Source organism: Pseudarthrobacter sp. efr-133-R2A-89 (genome assembly GCF_030209315.1).
Classification (GTDB): domain Bacteria; phylum Actinomycetota; class Actinomycetes; order Actinomycetales; family Micrococcaceae; genus Arthrobacter.
The window spans coordinates 214,567-228,176 of record NZ_JARVSE010000010.1 but is presented as its reverse complement, the minus strand read 5'-3'; the positions used below and the strand labels follow the sequence as shown (position 1 = coordinate 228,176).

Below are 13,610 nucleotides of genomic sequence, written 5' to 3'. Positions count from 1 at the left end.
CGGGAGAGACACGCATGACCCGTCAACTCGCCCCGCATCCGTCCGCCAAGCCCAAGCGGCCGCCAGGACCCGCAGCGAAGATTCCGCACCGGCGGTGGACCGCAAGGAACCGCCGGGACTTCTTTGTTTTCCTTGCCATGGCGCTGCCCAACCTGGTGCTGATCGCCGTTTTCACCTACCGTCCGCTGATCAGCAACATGTATTACTCCACGCTGGACTGGACGCTGGGTTCCCCCACCGCCACCGTCGTGGGCCTCGCCAACTACGCCACCTTCTTCACCAGCAATGACGCCCCCAAAGTCTTGGGGACCACCGCCGTGTTCACCGTGGTGACGGTGGGCGGATCCATGCTGCTGGGCCTGCTGGTGGCGGTGGCGCTGAACGGGAAGATCCGTGGCACCACGTTTGCCCGGTCCGCCGTGTTTGCGCCCTACGTGCTCTCCGGCGTGGGCGTGGGCCTGGTGTGGCTGTTCATCTTTGACCCCGGCTACGGCGTCCTCGCCTGGCTGCTGCGCGGCATCGGCCAGCAGAGCCCGCAGTGGATCAACGACCCCCAGTTGTCGCTGGTCATGGTGATCCTGGTGTACGTCTGGAAGAACCTTGGCTATTGCGCCGTGGTGTACCTTGCCGGGCTGCAGTCCCTGCCGAAAGACGTCATGGAAGCCGCGTCCCTCGACGGTGCGAACGGGTTCCGGCGTTTCCTGAGCATCTCGCTGCCGCTGTTGTCCCCCACCACGTTCTTCCTCCTCATCACCACCATGCTCAGCTCGTTGCAGGCCTTTGACCTCATCCGCATCATGACGCCGCTGGGCACCGGCACCAGCACCCTGATCTACGAGGCTTACCTCCAAGCGTTCGGGGCGTACAACCGGGCCGGCTATTCGGCAGCCATTTCCGTGGTGCTGTTTGCCATCCTCCTGGTGATCACCGTGCTGCAGCTGCGCTTCGTGGAACGAAAGGTGCACTACTCGTGACGTCCCTATCACCGGTCAACCCGGACCCGGCGGCCCCGGCGGTGTCGACGCCGGATCCGGCCCTCCGCCCCGACCGTCCCTTTTCGCGCCGAAACCTTGTCCAGACGATTGTTGGCGGCTACCTGCCGCTGCTCATTGCCACGCTGGTGGTGTTCCTGCCCCTGCTCTGGATGGTCCTCAGCTCCTTCAAGTCCTCCGGCGAGATTGTCACCACGGACCTGAAGATCCTCCCGGAGAGCCTGAACCTGGAGAACTATCGGACCGCCATGACCACCGTCCCGTTTGGACAGTTCTTCCTGAACAGCACCATCGTTACCCTGGCGGGGGCCACCATCAAGGTGCTGCTCGCGATCCTGACGGCGTACGCGCTGGTCTTTGTCCGCTTCCCGTTCCGGAACTTCATCTTCCTGTTGATCCTGGTGGCCCTCATGGTGCCGCCGCAGGTCTCCATCCTGCCCAACTTCATCCTGATCGCCGGGATAGGCGGAAAGAACACCCTGTGGGGCATCATCCTGCCGGGCCTCGGCACCGCGTTCGGTACCTTCCTGCTGCGCCAACACTTCCGGACCCTGCCCGCCTCCATCCTGGAATCGGCGGAAATGGACGGGGCCGGGCACTGGCGCCGGCTGTGGCAGATCGTGGTTCCGGTCTCGGTCCCCTCCATTGCCACGGTGGCACTGGTGACCATCGTGACCGAATGGAACGACTACATCTGGCCGCTGATCATCACAGACCGGCCGGAGACCATGACCCTCCCGGTGGGCCTGACGCTGTTGCAAAACAGTGAGAGCAACGCCGCCGGCTGGGGCGTGCTCATGGCCGGCGCCGTCCTGGTCATCGTGCCCATCCTGATCATCTTCGCGGCCCTGCAGCGCTACATCGTGGCGGGCCTCACCCAAGGCAGCGTGACCGGCTAAGCTGCCGGCCGCCGTCGAACTTCCACCTTCCACAAGGCAACAACCGAAAGGAACTCTCATGGCATTGCATCTGGACCGGAGGCATTTCCTGGGCCTGGCAGGGGCTACCGCCTCCGCGGCCGCCCTGGCAGCATGCGGCGGACCCTCAACCACCGGCGGCGGCCAGGCCACGTCCCAAGCGGCCGACATCGACTTCAGCGGGGTAAAGCCTGCGGCCAAGATCGACTTCTGGTCCAGCCACCCTGGCCAGTCCCAGGACGTCGAAAAGAGCCTGATTGACAAATTCCACGCCCAGAACCCGGACATCACGGTCAACCTGGTTACGGCCGGCGCCAACTATGAGGAGATCGCCCAGAAATTCCAGACCGCGCAGGCGGCCAAGTCGGGCCTCCCCGGCGTCGTGGTCCTGTCCGACGTCTGGTGGTTCCGCTATTACACCAACGGCAGCATCATCCCCGTCGACAGCCTCACCAAGCAGCTGGACATGAAGATGGACGATTTCCAGAAGTCCTTGGTGGACGACTACAAATACGACGGCAAGCAGTGGGCCCTCCCCTACGGCCGCTCAACGCCCCTGTTCTACTACAACAAGGATCACTTCGCCGCCGCGGGCCTGCCCGACCGCGCCCCCAAGACCTGGGACGAGTTCGGGGAATGGGCACCCAAGCTGAAGGCGAGCTCCGGCGCCCAGTACGCCTACATTTACCCGGCCCTGGCCGGCTATGCGGGGTGGACGCTGCAGAACATGCTGTGGGGCTGGGGCGGCGGCTGGTCCAACGAATGGGACATCACGTGCGACTCAACCGAGTCCGTGGCGGCGCTGCAGTGGGCCCAGGACTCGATCTACAAGGACAAGTGGGCTGGCGTCTCCTCCAAGGAAGCCGCTGACGATTTCTCCGCCGGCCTGACCTCCACCACCATTTCCTCCACCGGCTCGCTGCTGGGAATCCTGAAGTCCGCCAAGTTCAATGTGGGCGTAGGCTTCCTGCCGGGCGGCCCGAAGGCGCAGTCCAACGTATGCCCCACCGGCGGCGCCGGCCTGGGCATCCCGAGCGGGATCACCAAGGAGGAACAGCTGGCCGCGGGTACGTTCCTGAAGTTCATCACGCAGCCGGAGAGCACCGCGGAGTTCTCTGCCGCCACCGGCTACATGCCCACCCGCAAGTCTGCCGACATGACGGCGGTCCTGGCCAAGACGCCGCAGATCAAGACGGCCATGGACCAACTGGCCGTCACCAAGGTCCAGGACAACGCCCGGGTGTTCCTGCCGGGCGCAGACCAGGAGATGGCCAAGGCTGCCGCGAAGATCCTCACCCAGCAGGGCGACGTCAAGTCCTCCATGACGGACCTGAAGAGCACCCTGCAGGGGATCTACGACCGGGATGTGAAGCCGAAGCTGAAGGCTTAGCGCTTTTCGACACGCGAAAGCCCTGGCGAACCCCGTTTATGGGTTCGCCAGGGCTTTTGCGTGTCGCTGAAGAAAACACGCGTCGTACCGCTCTTGGCGGTTTGGCCTAAGGGATGGGAACGGGTGTGACGCCCAGCGGCACCAGGTGCTCCGCGCCGCCGTCGGGGGCCGAAAGCACCCAGATGCCCTTCTCATGCACAGCAACCGAATGCTCCCACTGGCAGGACCGCTTGCCGTCGGTGGTGACCACGGTCCAGTCGTCCTCAAGAACCGCGGTGTCGATGCCGCCACGGACCAGCATGGGTTCGATGGCAAGGCACAGGCCTGGCTTGATCTTCGGTCCCCGGTGGTTGGTGCGGTAGTTCAGCACGTCCGGGGCCATGTGCATCTCGGAGCCGATGCCGTGGCCAACGTAGTCCTCCAGGATGCCCAGGGGCTTTCCCGGTACGGAGGAGACGTAATCGTCGATGGCGGCACCGATATCGCCCACATGGCTTCCCGTGGCGAGGGCCGCAATGCCACGCCACATCGCTGCCTGGGTAACGTCGGAGAGCCGCTGGTCTTCGGGATCCGCCGTGCCCACGATCACGGTCCGCGCGGAATCGGAGTGCCAGCCGTTGACGATTGCCCCGCCGTCGATGGAAATGATGTCACCGTCCTGCAGGACCCGGCTGCCCGGGATACCGTGGACCACTTCCTCGTTCACGGACGTGCAGATGGTGGCCGGGAAGCCGTGGTAGCCCAGGAAGTTGGATTTTGCGCCCGCTTCGTTGAGGACCGCTGCAAAGACGTCGTCCAGGTGCTTGGTGGTGACACCGGGCACCGCGGCGGCGACGGCGGCATCCAGCGCGCGGCTGAGCACCAGCCCGGCTTCATGCATGGTGCGCATCTGGGCGTTGTTCTTGAATTCGATGCGGGGTTGGCCGAAGGCCATGGTGTGTCCTTTCAAATGGCTGAGGCTCCTCCCGGATTCCGGGAGGAGCCTCGATAACCGTGGCGCCTTGGGTCAGGCTGTCTGTGCAGCCTTGATGGCCTGCATCACGCGGTTGGTTACTTCGTCGATGGGACCGATCCCGTCCACCTGGGTCAGGATGCCACGCTCGGCATACTTCGCCACCACGGCCTCCGTCTGCTCGTGGTAGAGGTCAAGGCGGTGGCGGATGACGGCTTCGTTGTCGTCGCTCCGTCCCGTTTCCTTGGCGCGGCCCAGGAGGCGGTGAACCAGTTCCTCGTCGTCGGCCGTCAGCTGCAGCACCACGTCGAGCTTCTCGTCGCCGTCGGCGAGGATCTCGTCAAGGTAGTCAACCTGCGCGGTGGTGCGCGGGTAGCCATCCAGCAGGAAGCCGTTTTCGACGTCGGATTCGCCCAGGCGGTCGCGGACCATCTTGTTGGTCACGCTGTCCGGAACGAAGTCACCGTTGTCCATGTACTTCTTCGCCTCGATGCCGAGCGGGGTTTCGCCCTTCACGTTGGCACGGAAGATGTCGCCGGTGGAGATGGCCACAACGCCAAGGCGTTCTGAAATCCGCTCCGCCTGCGTTCCTTTTCCGGAACCGGGAGGTCCAATAATCAGCATTCTCGTCATCGCAAAAGCCCTTCGTAGTGACGTTGTTGTAGCTGCGCATCAATTTGCTTGACGGTCTCCAGGCCAACGCCCACCATGATGAGGATCGAGGTGCCACCGAACGGGAAGTTCTGGTTTGCGTTGATCAGTACCAGTGCCACCAGTGGAATCAGTGCCACGAAACCCAGGTAGAGGGCGCCGGGCAGGGTGATCCGCGAGAGCACGTACTGCAGGTAGTCCGCGGTCGGCCGGCCGGCGCGGATACCTGGAATGAAGCCGCCGTACTTCTTCATGTTGTCCGAGACTTCTTCAGGGTTGAAGGTAATCGCGACGTAGAAGTAGGTGAAGAACACGATCAGGAGGAAGTAAACCGCCATGTAGATCGGGTGGTCACCGCGGGTCAGGTTGTTGTTGATCCACTCAACCCACGGCTGGAGCTGCTCGCCGTTCCTGGGCTGGTTGAACTGTGCGATCAGCCCGGGAATGTAAAGCATGGAGGAAGCGAAGATCACCGGAATGACGCCGGCCATGTTCACTTTGATGGGAATGTAGGTGCTGGTGCCGCCCACGGTCCGTCGGCCGATCATCCGCTTGGCGTACTGGACCGGAACGCGCCGCTGGGACTGTTCCACGAAGACCACCAGGGCGACCGTGAGGAGGCCCACCACCAGGACGAGGAAGAAGGTCCCCGGTCCCTGGGAGGTCCAGATCGCGCCGAGCGAGGTGGGGAACTGCGCTGCGATGGAGGTGAAGATCAGCAGCGACATGCCGTTGCCCACACCCTTTTCGGTGACGAGCTCGCCCATCCACATGATCAGGCCGGTGCCGGCCGTGAGGGTGATGATGATCAGGATGGTGGTGATGATGCTCGTGTCCGGGATCACCGGGAGCTGGCAGCCCGGCAGCAGCTGGCCGGAACGGGCCAGGGACACCAGGGTGGTGGCGTTGAGCAGGCCCAGGGCGATGGTGAGGTAGCGGGTGTACTGGGTCAGCTTGGACTGGCCCGATGCGCCCTCGTCGTAGAGCTGCTGGAACCGGGGAATGACCACCCGGAGCAGCTGGACGATGATGCTGGCCGTGATGTACGGCATGATGCCCAGGGCGAAGATAGACACCTGGAGCAACGCGCCGCCGCTGAAGAGGTTGACGAGCTGGTACAGCCCGCCGGCAGTCTGACCGTTATGCAAGCATTGCTGGACATTCTGGTAGTTCACACCTGGCGAGGGAATGAAAGCACCCAAGCGGAAGATGGTGATGATTCCCAGCGTGAACAACAACTTGCGTCGCAGATCAGGCGTGCGAAAGGCCCGGCCAAATGCGCTAAGCAAGCGTCCTCCTGTGGTGTCAATAAGAGTGGGGTTGCGGAACTTGATAAATCCCGACATCCGAGTCTAACGGTTGGATGCGCCATGCGAACAATCCATACCGGCCAGGGTGCGCCGGAAGGCAGGAAAAATTCGCCCGGCGGATATGGAAAACTCCCGGTATCCGGGGCCAAAGCCCGCGGATACCGGGAGTTCAACAGCTGGCGCCGTCCCTTTAGAGGGCGGTGGTGCTTCCGCCTGCTGCGGCAATCTTTTCTGCGGCGCTGGCCGAGAATGCGTGGGCGGTGACGTCAACCTTGACGGTGATGTCGCCGGTGCCCAGCACCTTGACGGGCTGGTTCTTGCGAACGGCGCCCTTTTCGACCAGGTTCTCCACGGTGACTGCGCCACCTTCCGGGAACAGCTCGTTGAGCTTGTCCAGGTTTACAACCTGGAACTCAACCCGGAACGGGTTCTTGAAGCCGCGCAGCTTCGGCAGGCGCATGTGCAGCGGCAGCTGGCCGCCGGCAAAGCCAGCCTTCACCTGGTAGCGGGCAGCCGTACCCTTGGTACCGCGGCCGGCGGTCTTACCCTTGGATGCCTCACCACGACCAACACGGGTCTTGGCGGTCTTGGCACCCGGAGCGGGACGCAGGTGGTGAACCTTCAGGGCGTTCTGCTTCTCAGCAGCCTGTGCCTTATCAGCAGTGTTCTCTGCCATTTACTTCGCCTCCTCTACCTTTACCAGGTGCGGAACCGTGTTGATCATCCCGACGGTCACGGCGTCGGCGGTGCGGACAACGGTGTGTCCGATCCGCTTCAGGCCGAGGGACCGCAGGGTGTCGCGCTGGTTCTGCTTGCCGCCAATGGCGGACTTGATCTGAGTGATCTCCAACTGAGCGTCGGAGGGGACCAGGTTCTTAGCCATGACTAGGCACCTGCCTTCGGGGCGAGAAGGGCCTTCACCAGTGCCTGAGGGGCAACCTCGTCCAGCGGCAGGCCGCGGCGTGCTGCCACGGATGCCGGCTCTTCGAGGCGCTTCAGGGCGTCAACGGTCGCGTGAACGATGTTGATGGCGTTGGAGGAACCGAGCGACTTGGAGAGGATGTCGTGGATACCCACGCACTCCAGTACTGCACGGACCGGACCACCGGCGATAACACCGGTACCGGCGGAGGCCGGACGCAGCATTACGACGCCGGCAGCGGCTTCACCCTGAACCCGGTGCGGGATGGTGCTGCCAACGCGGGGAACGCGGAAGAAGGACTTCTTGGCTTCTTCAACGCCCTTGGCGATAGCGGCGGGAACTTCCTTGGCCTTGCCGTAGCCGACGCCGACCATGCCGTTACCGTCACCAACGACCACCAGAGCGGTGAAGCTGAAGCGACGACCACCCTTGACGACCTTGGAAACGCGGTTGATGGTGACAACGCGCTCTACGAACTGGTTCTTTTCGGCTTCACGGCCACCGTCGCGGCCGCCACGGCCACCGCGGTCGCCGCGGCCCTGGCCACGGTCTCCACGCTCGCCGCGACGGGCGCCACCACGGCGGTCCTCGGCAGCGGGGGCAGTGGTCTCAGCAGCTGCGGCTTCGGGCGCCTTCTGATCTGCAGACACAGTGTCCTTTTCCTTGTTTGCTTCGGTCACAGTGACAGCCCACCTTCGCGTGCACCGTCGGCGACGGCGGCGATCCGGCCGTGGTACTTGTTACCACCACGGTCGAAAACGACAGCCTCGACACCGGCAGCCTTGGCACGTTCGGCAACGAGCTCGCCGACGCGCTTGGCCTTCGCAGTCTTGTCACCGTCGAATGCACGAAGGTCAGCTTCCAGAGTGGACGCGCTTGCTACGGTCTGGCCAATGCTGTCATCGACAACCTGGACAAATACGTGGCGTGCGGAGCGGTTGACCACCAAACGGGGGCGGGCAGCCGTACCGGCAATGCGCTTGCGGATACGAAGCTGGCGGCGGCTGCGTGCAGCTGCCTTGCTCTTGTTCGTACGCTTCTTGTTAATGGCGATGGCCATGGTTACTTACCAGCCTTTCCGACCTTGCGGCGGATGACTTCGCCGGCGTAACGGATGCCCTTGCCCTTGTAGGGGTCAGGCTTGCGCAGCTTGCGAATGTTGGCAGCAACTTCGCCGACCTGCTGCTTGTTGATGCCTGAGACAGAGAGCTTGGTCGGACCCTCTACTGCAAAGGTGATGCCGGCCGGAGCGGAAACGCTGACCGGGTGGCTGAAGCCGAGAGCGAACTCAAGGTCAGATCCCTTGGCCTGAACGCGGTAACCGGTACCGACGATTTCAAGCTTCTTCTCGTAGCCTGCGGTGACGCCCTGGATCATGTTGGCGATCAGGGTGCGGGTCAGGCCGTGGAGTGAACGGGAGGCGCGCTCATCGTTCGGGCGGGTAACGGTCAGGGTGTTCTCGTCCAGGGCAACCTCGATGGGGCTGGCCACAGTGTGGCTAAGCTCCCCCTTGGAACCCTTGACGCTGACGACAGAGCCGTCAACCTTGACCTCAACGCCGGCAGGAACGGTGATGGGGAGACGTCCAATACGTGACATTATTCTCTTCCTTTCCCGTTACCAGACGTACGCGAGGACTTCGCCGCCCACGCCCTTCTTGCCGGCCTGCTTGTCAGTCAGGAGGCCGGAAGAGGTGGACAGGATTGCGATTCCCAGGCCACCGAGCACGTGCGGGAGGTTGGTGGACTTCGCGTAAACGCGGAGACCCGGCTTGGAGATCCGGCGTACACCGGCGATGGAACGCTCGCGGTTCGGACCGAACTTGAGTTCGAGGGTCAGCTTCTTGCCAACCTCTGCGTCCTCTTCCTTCCAGCCGGCGATGAAACCTTCGGCCTTGAGGATGTCGGCAACGCGTGCCTTGAGCTTGCTGTACGGCATAGTCACGGAGTCGTGGTATGCCGAGTTTGCGTTACGCAGGCGCGTAAGCATATCTGCGACAGGATCTGTCATTGTCATGTGGGCTCATGCCCTTCCTCATAACGGTTTCCGCCGTTCCGTCCCCTGGGGAGCGGAGCAGCCGGACCTTTTACGTAGTTAATTAAGCTTCGGTTTTGAACGGGAAACCAAGCGCCTTGAGCAGCGCACGGCCTTCGTCGTCGGTCTTCGCAGTGGTGACAACCGTGATGTCCATACCGCGGACGCGGTCGATCTTGTCCTGGTCGATTTCGTGGAACATAACCTGCTCGGTCAGACCGAAGGTGTAGTTGCCATTGCCATCGAACTGCTTGCCACTGAGGCCGCGGAAGTCGCGGATACGGGGCAGGGCCAGGCTGACCAGGCGGTCCACGAATTCCCACATGCGGTCGCCACGCAGGGTTGCGTGCGCACCGATGGGCATGCCTTCGCGCAGCTTGAACTGTGCGATCGACTTGCGGGCCTTGGTAACCTGCGGCTTCTGGCCGGTGATCTGGGTGAGGTCGCGGACAGCGCCGTCGATCAGCTTGGAGTCCTTGGCGGCATCTCCAACACCCATGTTCACAACAACCTTCACCAGGCGGGGTACCTGGTTCACGTTCGAGTACTTGAATTCATCCTGCAGCGCAGCCTTGATGGATTCGGCGTACTTGGTCTTCAGACGAGGAACGATCTTCGTTGCCGGGGTCTCGATAGTCTCGGTCATTAGATGTCCTTCCCGGTGCTCTTGGACACGCGGATGCGGACGGTCTTCTTGACGCCGTTCTTCTCCACAGTGTCGAGGCGGAAGCCCACGCGGGTCGGCTTCTTGGTCGACGGGTCAACCAGGGCCACGTTGGAAACGTGAATCGGGGCCTCTACAACCTCGATGCCGCCGGTCTTGGTGCCGCGCTGCGACTGTCCAACCCGAGTGTGCTTGGTGACGCGGTTAACGCCCTCAACCAGCACGCGGTTGGTGTCGGTGAAAACCCGCAGAACCTTGCCCTGCTTGCCACGGTCGCCGCCGCGCTCAGCCTTGGCGCCAGTGATGACCTGAACCAGGTCACCCTTCTTGATCTTTGCAGCCATGGACTAGAGCACCTCCGGAGCCAGAGAAACGATCTTCATGAACTTCTTGTCACGCAGTTCACGACCAACCGGTCCGAAGATACGGGTACCGCGGGGGTCACCGTCGTTCTTCAGGATCACAGCTGCGTTCTCGTCAAACTTGATGTAGGAACCATCCGCACGGCGGCGTTCCTTCTTGGTACGGACGATGACGGCCTTGACCACATCGCCCTTCTTTACGTTGCCGCCCGGGATTGCATCCTTGACGGTGGCGACGATGACGTCGCCGATGCCTGCGTAGCGACGGCCGGATCCACCGAGAACGCGAATGGTAAGGATTTCCTTAGCACCCGTGTTGTCGGCGACCTTGAGTCGCGACTCCTGCTGAATCACTATTTACTCCTTGCGTCGCGCCGGTTCTCAGGCCGTGGTCTTGCTACGGAATGAGCCTTGCGGAACGGTTGATCGGGGTGTCTCTTGACCTGCCTGGATTTTGCCAGACCAGGCCTAAACGCCCGTGCCAGAAGCAGTTGCTCCCACCCGGTCCGGGACGAATCCCGGGCGCACAGGGGCACTATGCTGTGGCACGCTTGTTTACGAGGTTGATGACAGCGCACAGAAGGCGCCATACAAACTCAATATCCTAGCACGTTTTCCGCCAGTCCCCATATCACCCCTCGCCTCCGCACCGCAAGACGGACGACGGCGTCACGCACGGCGGCCTTTCGGCCCGCCAATGGTGCCACTCCCCCACGGGGCCAGGCGCCGGCGTCGTCCGCTGCGTCCAAGGGGTGCCTGGCGTGACACTGCCGGCCCCTTAAACGAGGAAGCCCCCGCTCCCGGAAGGGAGCAGGGGCAACAGCGAAGCAGCAGGTGCTACTTGGCCTTCTCGAGGATTTCCACGAGCCGCCAGTTCTTGGTGGCGGACAGCGGACGGGTCTCGGCGATGACAACAAGGTCGCCGATACCGGCGGTGTTCTCTTCGTCGTGTGCCTTGACCTTGGAGGTACGGCGGATAACCTTGCCGTACAGTGCGTGCTTGACGCGGTCCTCAACCTCGACAACGATGGTCTTTTCCATCTTGTCGGAGACCACGTAGCCGCGACGCGTCTTGCGGTAACCGCGCTCCCCAGCCTTGGCGGCGGTAGCAGTTTCCGTCACGTTCTCGTCCTTTTCACTCACTTGGCATCCTCCTCGGTCTCAACCGTTTCAGCCTTTTCGGCCTTCTTGGTTGCAGCCTTCTTGGACTTCTTTTCTTCCTTGGCTTCCACAACCGGTGCGGCAACCTCGGCACGAATGCCCAGCTCGCGTTCGCGGAGAACGGTGTAGATGCGGGCAATGTCCTTCTTTACTGCACGCAGGCGACCGTGGTTCTCCAGCTGTCCGGTGGCGGACTGGAAGCGCAGGTTGAACAGCTCTTCCTTGGCCTTGCGGAGTTCTTCAACGAGACGCTCGTTGTCGAAACCGTCCAGCTGCGCGGGAGCCAGATCCTTGGATCCTACTGCCATTTCTACTCACCACCTTCGCGACGCACAATGCGTGCCTTCAACGGCAGCTTGTGGATTGCCAGGCGCAGGGCCTCGCGAGCTACCTCTTCATTGACACCGGAGAGTTCGAACAGAACCCGCCCCGGCTTGACGTTGGCGACCCACCATTCCGGTGAACCCTTACCGGAACCCATGCGGGTTTCGGCAGGCTTCTTGGTCAGGGGACGGTCCGGGTAGATGTTGATCCAGACCTTACCGCCACGCTTGATGTGGCGGGTCATCGCAATACGGGCAGATTCGATCTGACGGTTGGTGACGTATGCCGGGCTCAGAGCCTGGATACCCCACTCGCCGAACGAGACCTCGGTGCCGCCCGTAGCAGCGCCGGAACGACCCGGGTGGTGCTGCTTACGGTGCTTGACTCGACGTGGGATAAGCATTTAAGCCTGTCCTCCTTCTGCTGCTGCAGGTGCAGCCTCAACTGCCGGAGCCTCTGCAGCAGGAGCTGCGTCAGCGGCCGGGCGGTCGTTGCGACGACGGCGGTCACCACGGTCAGCGCCACCCGGACGTCCGCCACGGTCGGAGCGGGGTCCGCGGGACGGTGCCGAAGCAGCCTGTGCGGCCAGTTCCTTGGCGGTGACGTCGCCCTTGTAGATCCAGACCTTCACGCCGATGCGGCCGAAGGTGGTCTTGGCTTCGTAGAAGCCGTAGTCGATGTTCGCGCGGAGGGTGTGCAGGGGCACACGGCCTTCGCGGTAGAACTCCGAGCGGGACATTTCAGCGCCACCCAGGCGGCCCGAGCAAGCGATACGGATACCCTTGGCACCGGCACGCTGTGCGGACTGCATGGCCTTCTTCATCGCGCGGCGGAAAGCCACGCGTGAGGTCAGCTGCTCTGCAACACCCTGGGCAACCAGCTGTGCTTCCATCTCGGGGTTCTTGACCTCGAGGATGTTCAGCTGAACCTGCTTGCCGGTGAGCTTTTCGAGCTCGCCGCGAATGCGGTCTGCTTCTGCTCCACGGCGGCCGATGACGATACCCGGGCGGGCCGTGTGGATGTCCACGCGGACACGGTCACGGGTGCGCTCGATTTCGACCTTGGCGATGCCGGCGCGCTCCATGCCCGTGGACATGAGCTGGCGGATGCGGATGTCTTCGCGAACGAAGTCCTTGTACCGCTGTCCGGCCTTGGTGCTGTCAGCGAACCAGTGCGATACGTGATCGGTGGTGATGCCGAGTCGGAACCCGTGCGGGTTTACTTTCTGTCCCACTTAGCGAGCCTCCTCTTTCTCCGGGGTAGCGACTACCACGGTGATGTGGCTGGTGCGCTTCTTGATCTGAAATGCACGACCCTGGGCACGCGGCTGGAACCGCTTCATGGTCGGGCCTTCATCAACAAACGCTTCGCTGATGATGAGGTCACCTTCGTCAAACGCCACGCCGTCGCGGTCCGCGAGGACCCGGGCGTTGGAGATTGCCGACTGAACTACCTTGAATACCGGCTCCGAAGCTGCCTGGGGGGCAAACTTCAGAATTGCCAGAGCCTCATTCGCTTGCAATCCACGAACAAGGTTGACGACGCGCCGGGCCTTCATAGGCGTTACGCGGATGTGGCGCGCAATTGCCTTGGCTTCCATTGCTTTCCTTCTCTCGTCTTTGACGTAAACGCAGGCGCCTAGCGGCGCTTGCCCTTACGGTCGTCCTTGACATGGCCGCGGAATGTCCGCGTGGGAGCGAATTCGCCGAGCTTGTGCCCGACCATCGACTCAGTGACAAACACCGGGATGTGCTTGCGTCCGTCGTGTACGGCGATCGTGTGCCCGAGCATGTCGGGGATGATCATCGAACGGCGGGACCAGGTCTTGATGACGTTCTTGGTGCCCTTTTCGTTTTCCCTGGCGACCTTCACAAAGAGGTGCTGGTCAACGAAAGGACCTTTTTTCAGGCTGCGTGGCATGTGTCCAGGCT

General features: G+C 62.6%; 21 protein-coding genes. 3 read left to right on the top strand and 18 right to left on the bottom strand.

The annotated features are described in order from the left end of the window. The first annotated feature begins 14 nt into the window (after positions 1-14). Genes QRM95_RS16840 through QRM95_RS16830 form a run of 3 tightly spaced genes read left to right on the top strand, consistent with a single transcriptional unit; the run spans position 15 to position 3,299 of the window. A complete protein-coding gene (locus QRM95_RS16840; protein ID WP_026264298.1) occupies positions 15-974 on the top strand; it encodes a carbohydrate ABC transporter permease in 960 nt (319 codons plus the stop codon). Further along, positions 971-1,891 carry a carbohydrate ABC transporter permease gene (locus tag QRM95_RS16835; protein ID WP_018760439.1) on the top strand — a complete coding sequence of 307 codons (921 nt, stop codon included), beginning with the start codon at positions 971-973 and terminating at the stop codon, positions 1,889-1,891. The genes QRM95_RS16840 and QRM95_RS16835 overlap by 4 nt, the downstream gene beginning before the upstream one ends. A gap of 58 nt (positions 1,892-1,949) precedes the next feature. Continuing rightward, on the top strand, positions 1,950-3,299 hold the full coding sequence (locus tag QRM95_RS16830; RefSeq protein WP_018760440.1) for an ABC transporter substrate-binding protein: 1,350 nt from the start codon (positions 1,950-1,952) through the stop codon (positions 3,297-3,299). 106 nt (positions 3,300-3,405) lie between these two features. Here QRM95_RS16830 and map read toward each other — a convergent pair whose 3' ends face one another. The 18 genes from map to rpsS form a co-directional block, all read right to left on the bottom strand. After that, a complete protein-coding gene (gene map, locus QRM95_RS16825) occupies positions 3,406-4,233 on the bottom strand; it encodes a type I methionyl aminopeptidase (RefSeq protein ID WP_285248640.1) in 828 nt (275 codons plus the stop codon). A gap of 72 nt (positions 4,234-4,305) precedes the next feature. Then, on the bottom strand, positions 4,306-4,875 hold the full coding sequence (locus QRM95_RS16820) for an adenylate kinase (protein ID WP_285248871.1): 570 nt from the start codon (positions 4,873-4,875) through the stop codon (positions 4,306-4,308). Positions 4,876-4,880: 5 nt separating this feature from the next. Next, entirely contained in the window at positions 4,881-6,191 is a 1,311-nt protein-coding gene (gene secY, locus QRM95_RS16815) for a preprotein translocase subunit SecY (protein ID WP_026264301.1), read from the bottom strand. 211 nt (positions 6,192-6,402) lie between these two features. Continuing rightward, positions 6,403-6,888: a 50S ribosomal protein L15 gene (gene rplO, locus QRM95_RS16810; RefSeq protein WP_013601817.1), complete on the bottom strand. Its 486-nt coding sequence runs from the start codon at positions 6,886-6,888 to the stop codon at positions 6,403-6,405. After that, the gene (rpmD, locus tag QRM95_RS16805) at positions 6,889-7,095 is read right to left on the bottom strand and encodes a 50S ribosomal protein L30 (RefSeq protein ID WP_018760444.1); all 207 of its coding nucleotides are present in this window, start codon (positions 7,093-7,095) and stop codon (positions 6,889-6,891) included. 2 nt (positions 7,096-7,097) lie between these two features. Next, the gene (gene rpsE / locus QRM95_RS16800; RefSeq protein ID WP_018760445.1) at positions 7,098-7,814 is read right to left on the bottom strand and encodes a 30S ribosomal protein S5; all 717 of its coding nucleotides are present in this window, start codon (positions 7,812-7,814) and stop codon (positions 7,098-7,100) included. Beyond that, entirely contained in the window at positions 7,811-8,194 is a 384-nt protein-coding gene (gene rplR / locus QRM95_RS16795) for a 50S ribosomal protein L18 (RefSeq protein WP_018760446.1), read from the bottom strand. The genes rpsE and rplR overlap by 4 nt, the downstream gene beginning before the upstream one ends. A gap of 2 nt (positions 8,195-8,196) precedes the next feature. Then, positions 8,197-8,733 carry a 50S ribosomal protein L6 gene (gene rplF, locus QRM95_RS16790; protein WP_018760447.1) on the bottom strand — a complete coding sequence of 179 codons (537 nt, stop codon included), beginning with the start codon at positions 8,731-8,733 and terminating at the stop codon, positions 8,197-8,199. A gap of 18 nt (positions 8,734-8,751) precedes the next feature. Further along, a complete protein-coding gene (gene rpsH, locus QRM95_RS16785; protein ID WP_018760448.1) occupies positions 8,752-9,150 on the bottom strand; it encodes a 30S ribosomal protein S8 in 399 nt (132 codons plus the stop codon). Positions 9,151-9,232: 82 nt separating this feature from the next. After that, entirely contained in the window at positions 9,233-9,814 is a 582-nt protein-coding gene (rplE, locus tag QRM95_RS16780; RefSeq protein ID WP_018760449.1) for a 50S ribosomal protein L5, read from the bottom strand. After that, positions 9,814-10,176: a 50S ribosomal protein L24 gene (rplX, locus tag QRM95_RS16775; RefSeq protein WP_018760450.1), complete on the bottom strand. Its 363-nt coding sequence runs from the start codon at positions 10,174-10,176 to the stop codon at positions 9,814-9,816. Before rplX ends, rplE begins: the two co-directional genes overlap by 1 nt. 3 nt (positions 10,177-10,179) lie before the next feature. Next, a complete protein-coding gene (gene rplN / locus QRM95_RS16770; protein WP_003803789.1) occupies positions 10,180-10,548 on the bottom strand; it encodes a 50S ribosomal protein L14 in 369 nt (122 codons plus the stop codon). A 483-nt stretch (positions 10,549-11,031) separates the two neighbouring features. Further along, complete coding sequence (rpsQ, locus tag QRM95_RS16765) at positions 11,032-11,337, bottom strand: 30S ribosomal protein S17 (protein WP_018760451.1); 306 nt, start codon at positions 11,335-11,337, stop codon at positions 11,032-11,034. After that, complete coding sequence (rpmC, locus tag QRM95_RS16760; protein WP_018760452.1) at positions 11,334-11,663, bottom strand: 50S ribosomal protein L29; 330 nt, start codon at positions 11,661-11,663, stop codon at positions 11,334-11,336. Before rpmC ends, rpsQ begins: the two co-directional genes overlap by 4 nt. Before the next feature lie 2 nt (positions 11,664-11,665). Beyond that, complete coding sequence (gene rplP / locus QRM95_RS16755) at positions 11,666-12,082, bottom strand: 50S ribosomal protein L16 (protein ID WP_015937848.1); 417 nt, start codon at positions 12,080-12,082, stop codon at positions 11,666-11,668. Beyond that, positions 12,083-12,913, bottom strand: a complete 831-nt coding sequence (gene rpsC / locus QRM95_RS16750) for a 30S ribosomal protein S3 (protein WP_056075369.1) — start codon at positions 12,911-12,913, stop codon at positions 12,083-12,085. Continuing rightward, the gene (gene rplV / locus QRM95_RS16745; protein WP_009358304.1) at positions 12,914-13,279 is read right to left on the bottom strand and encodes a 50S ribosomal protein L22; all 366 of its coding nucleotides are present in this window, start codon (positions 13,277-13,279) and stop codon (positions 12,914-12,916) included. Between the two features lie 38 nt (positions 13,280-13,317). After that, entirely contained in the window at positions 13,318-13,599 is a 282-nt protein-coding gene (rpsS, locus tag QRM95_RS16740; RefSeq protein WP_003803803.1) for a 30S ribosomal protein S19, read from the bottom strand. Between the last annotated feature and the right edge of the window lie 11 nt (positions 13,600-13,610).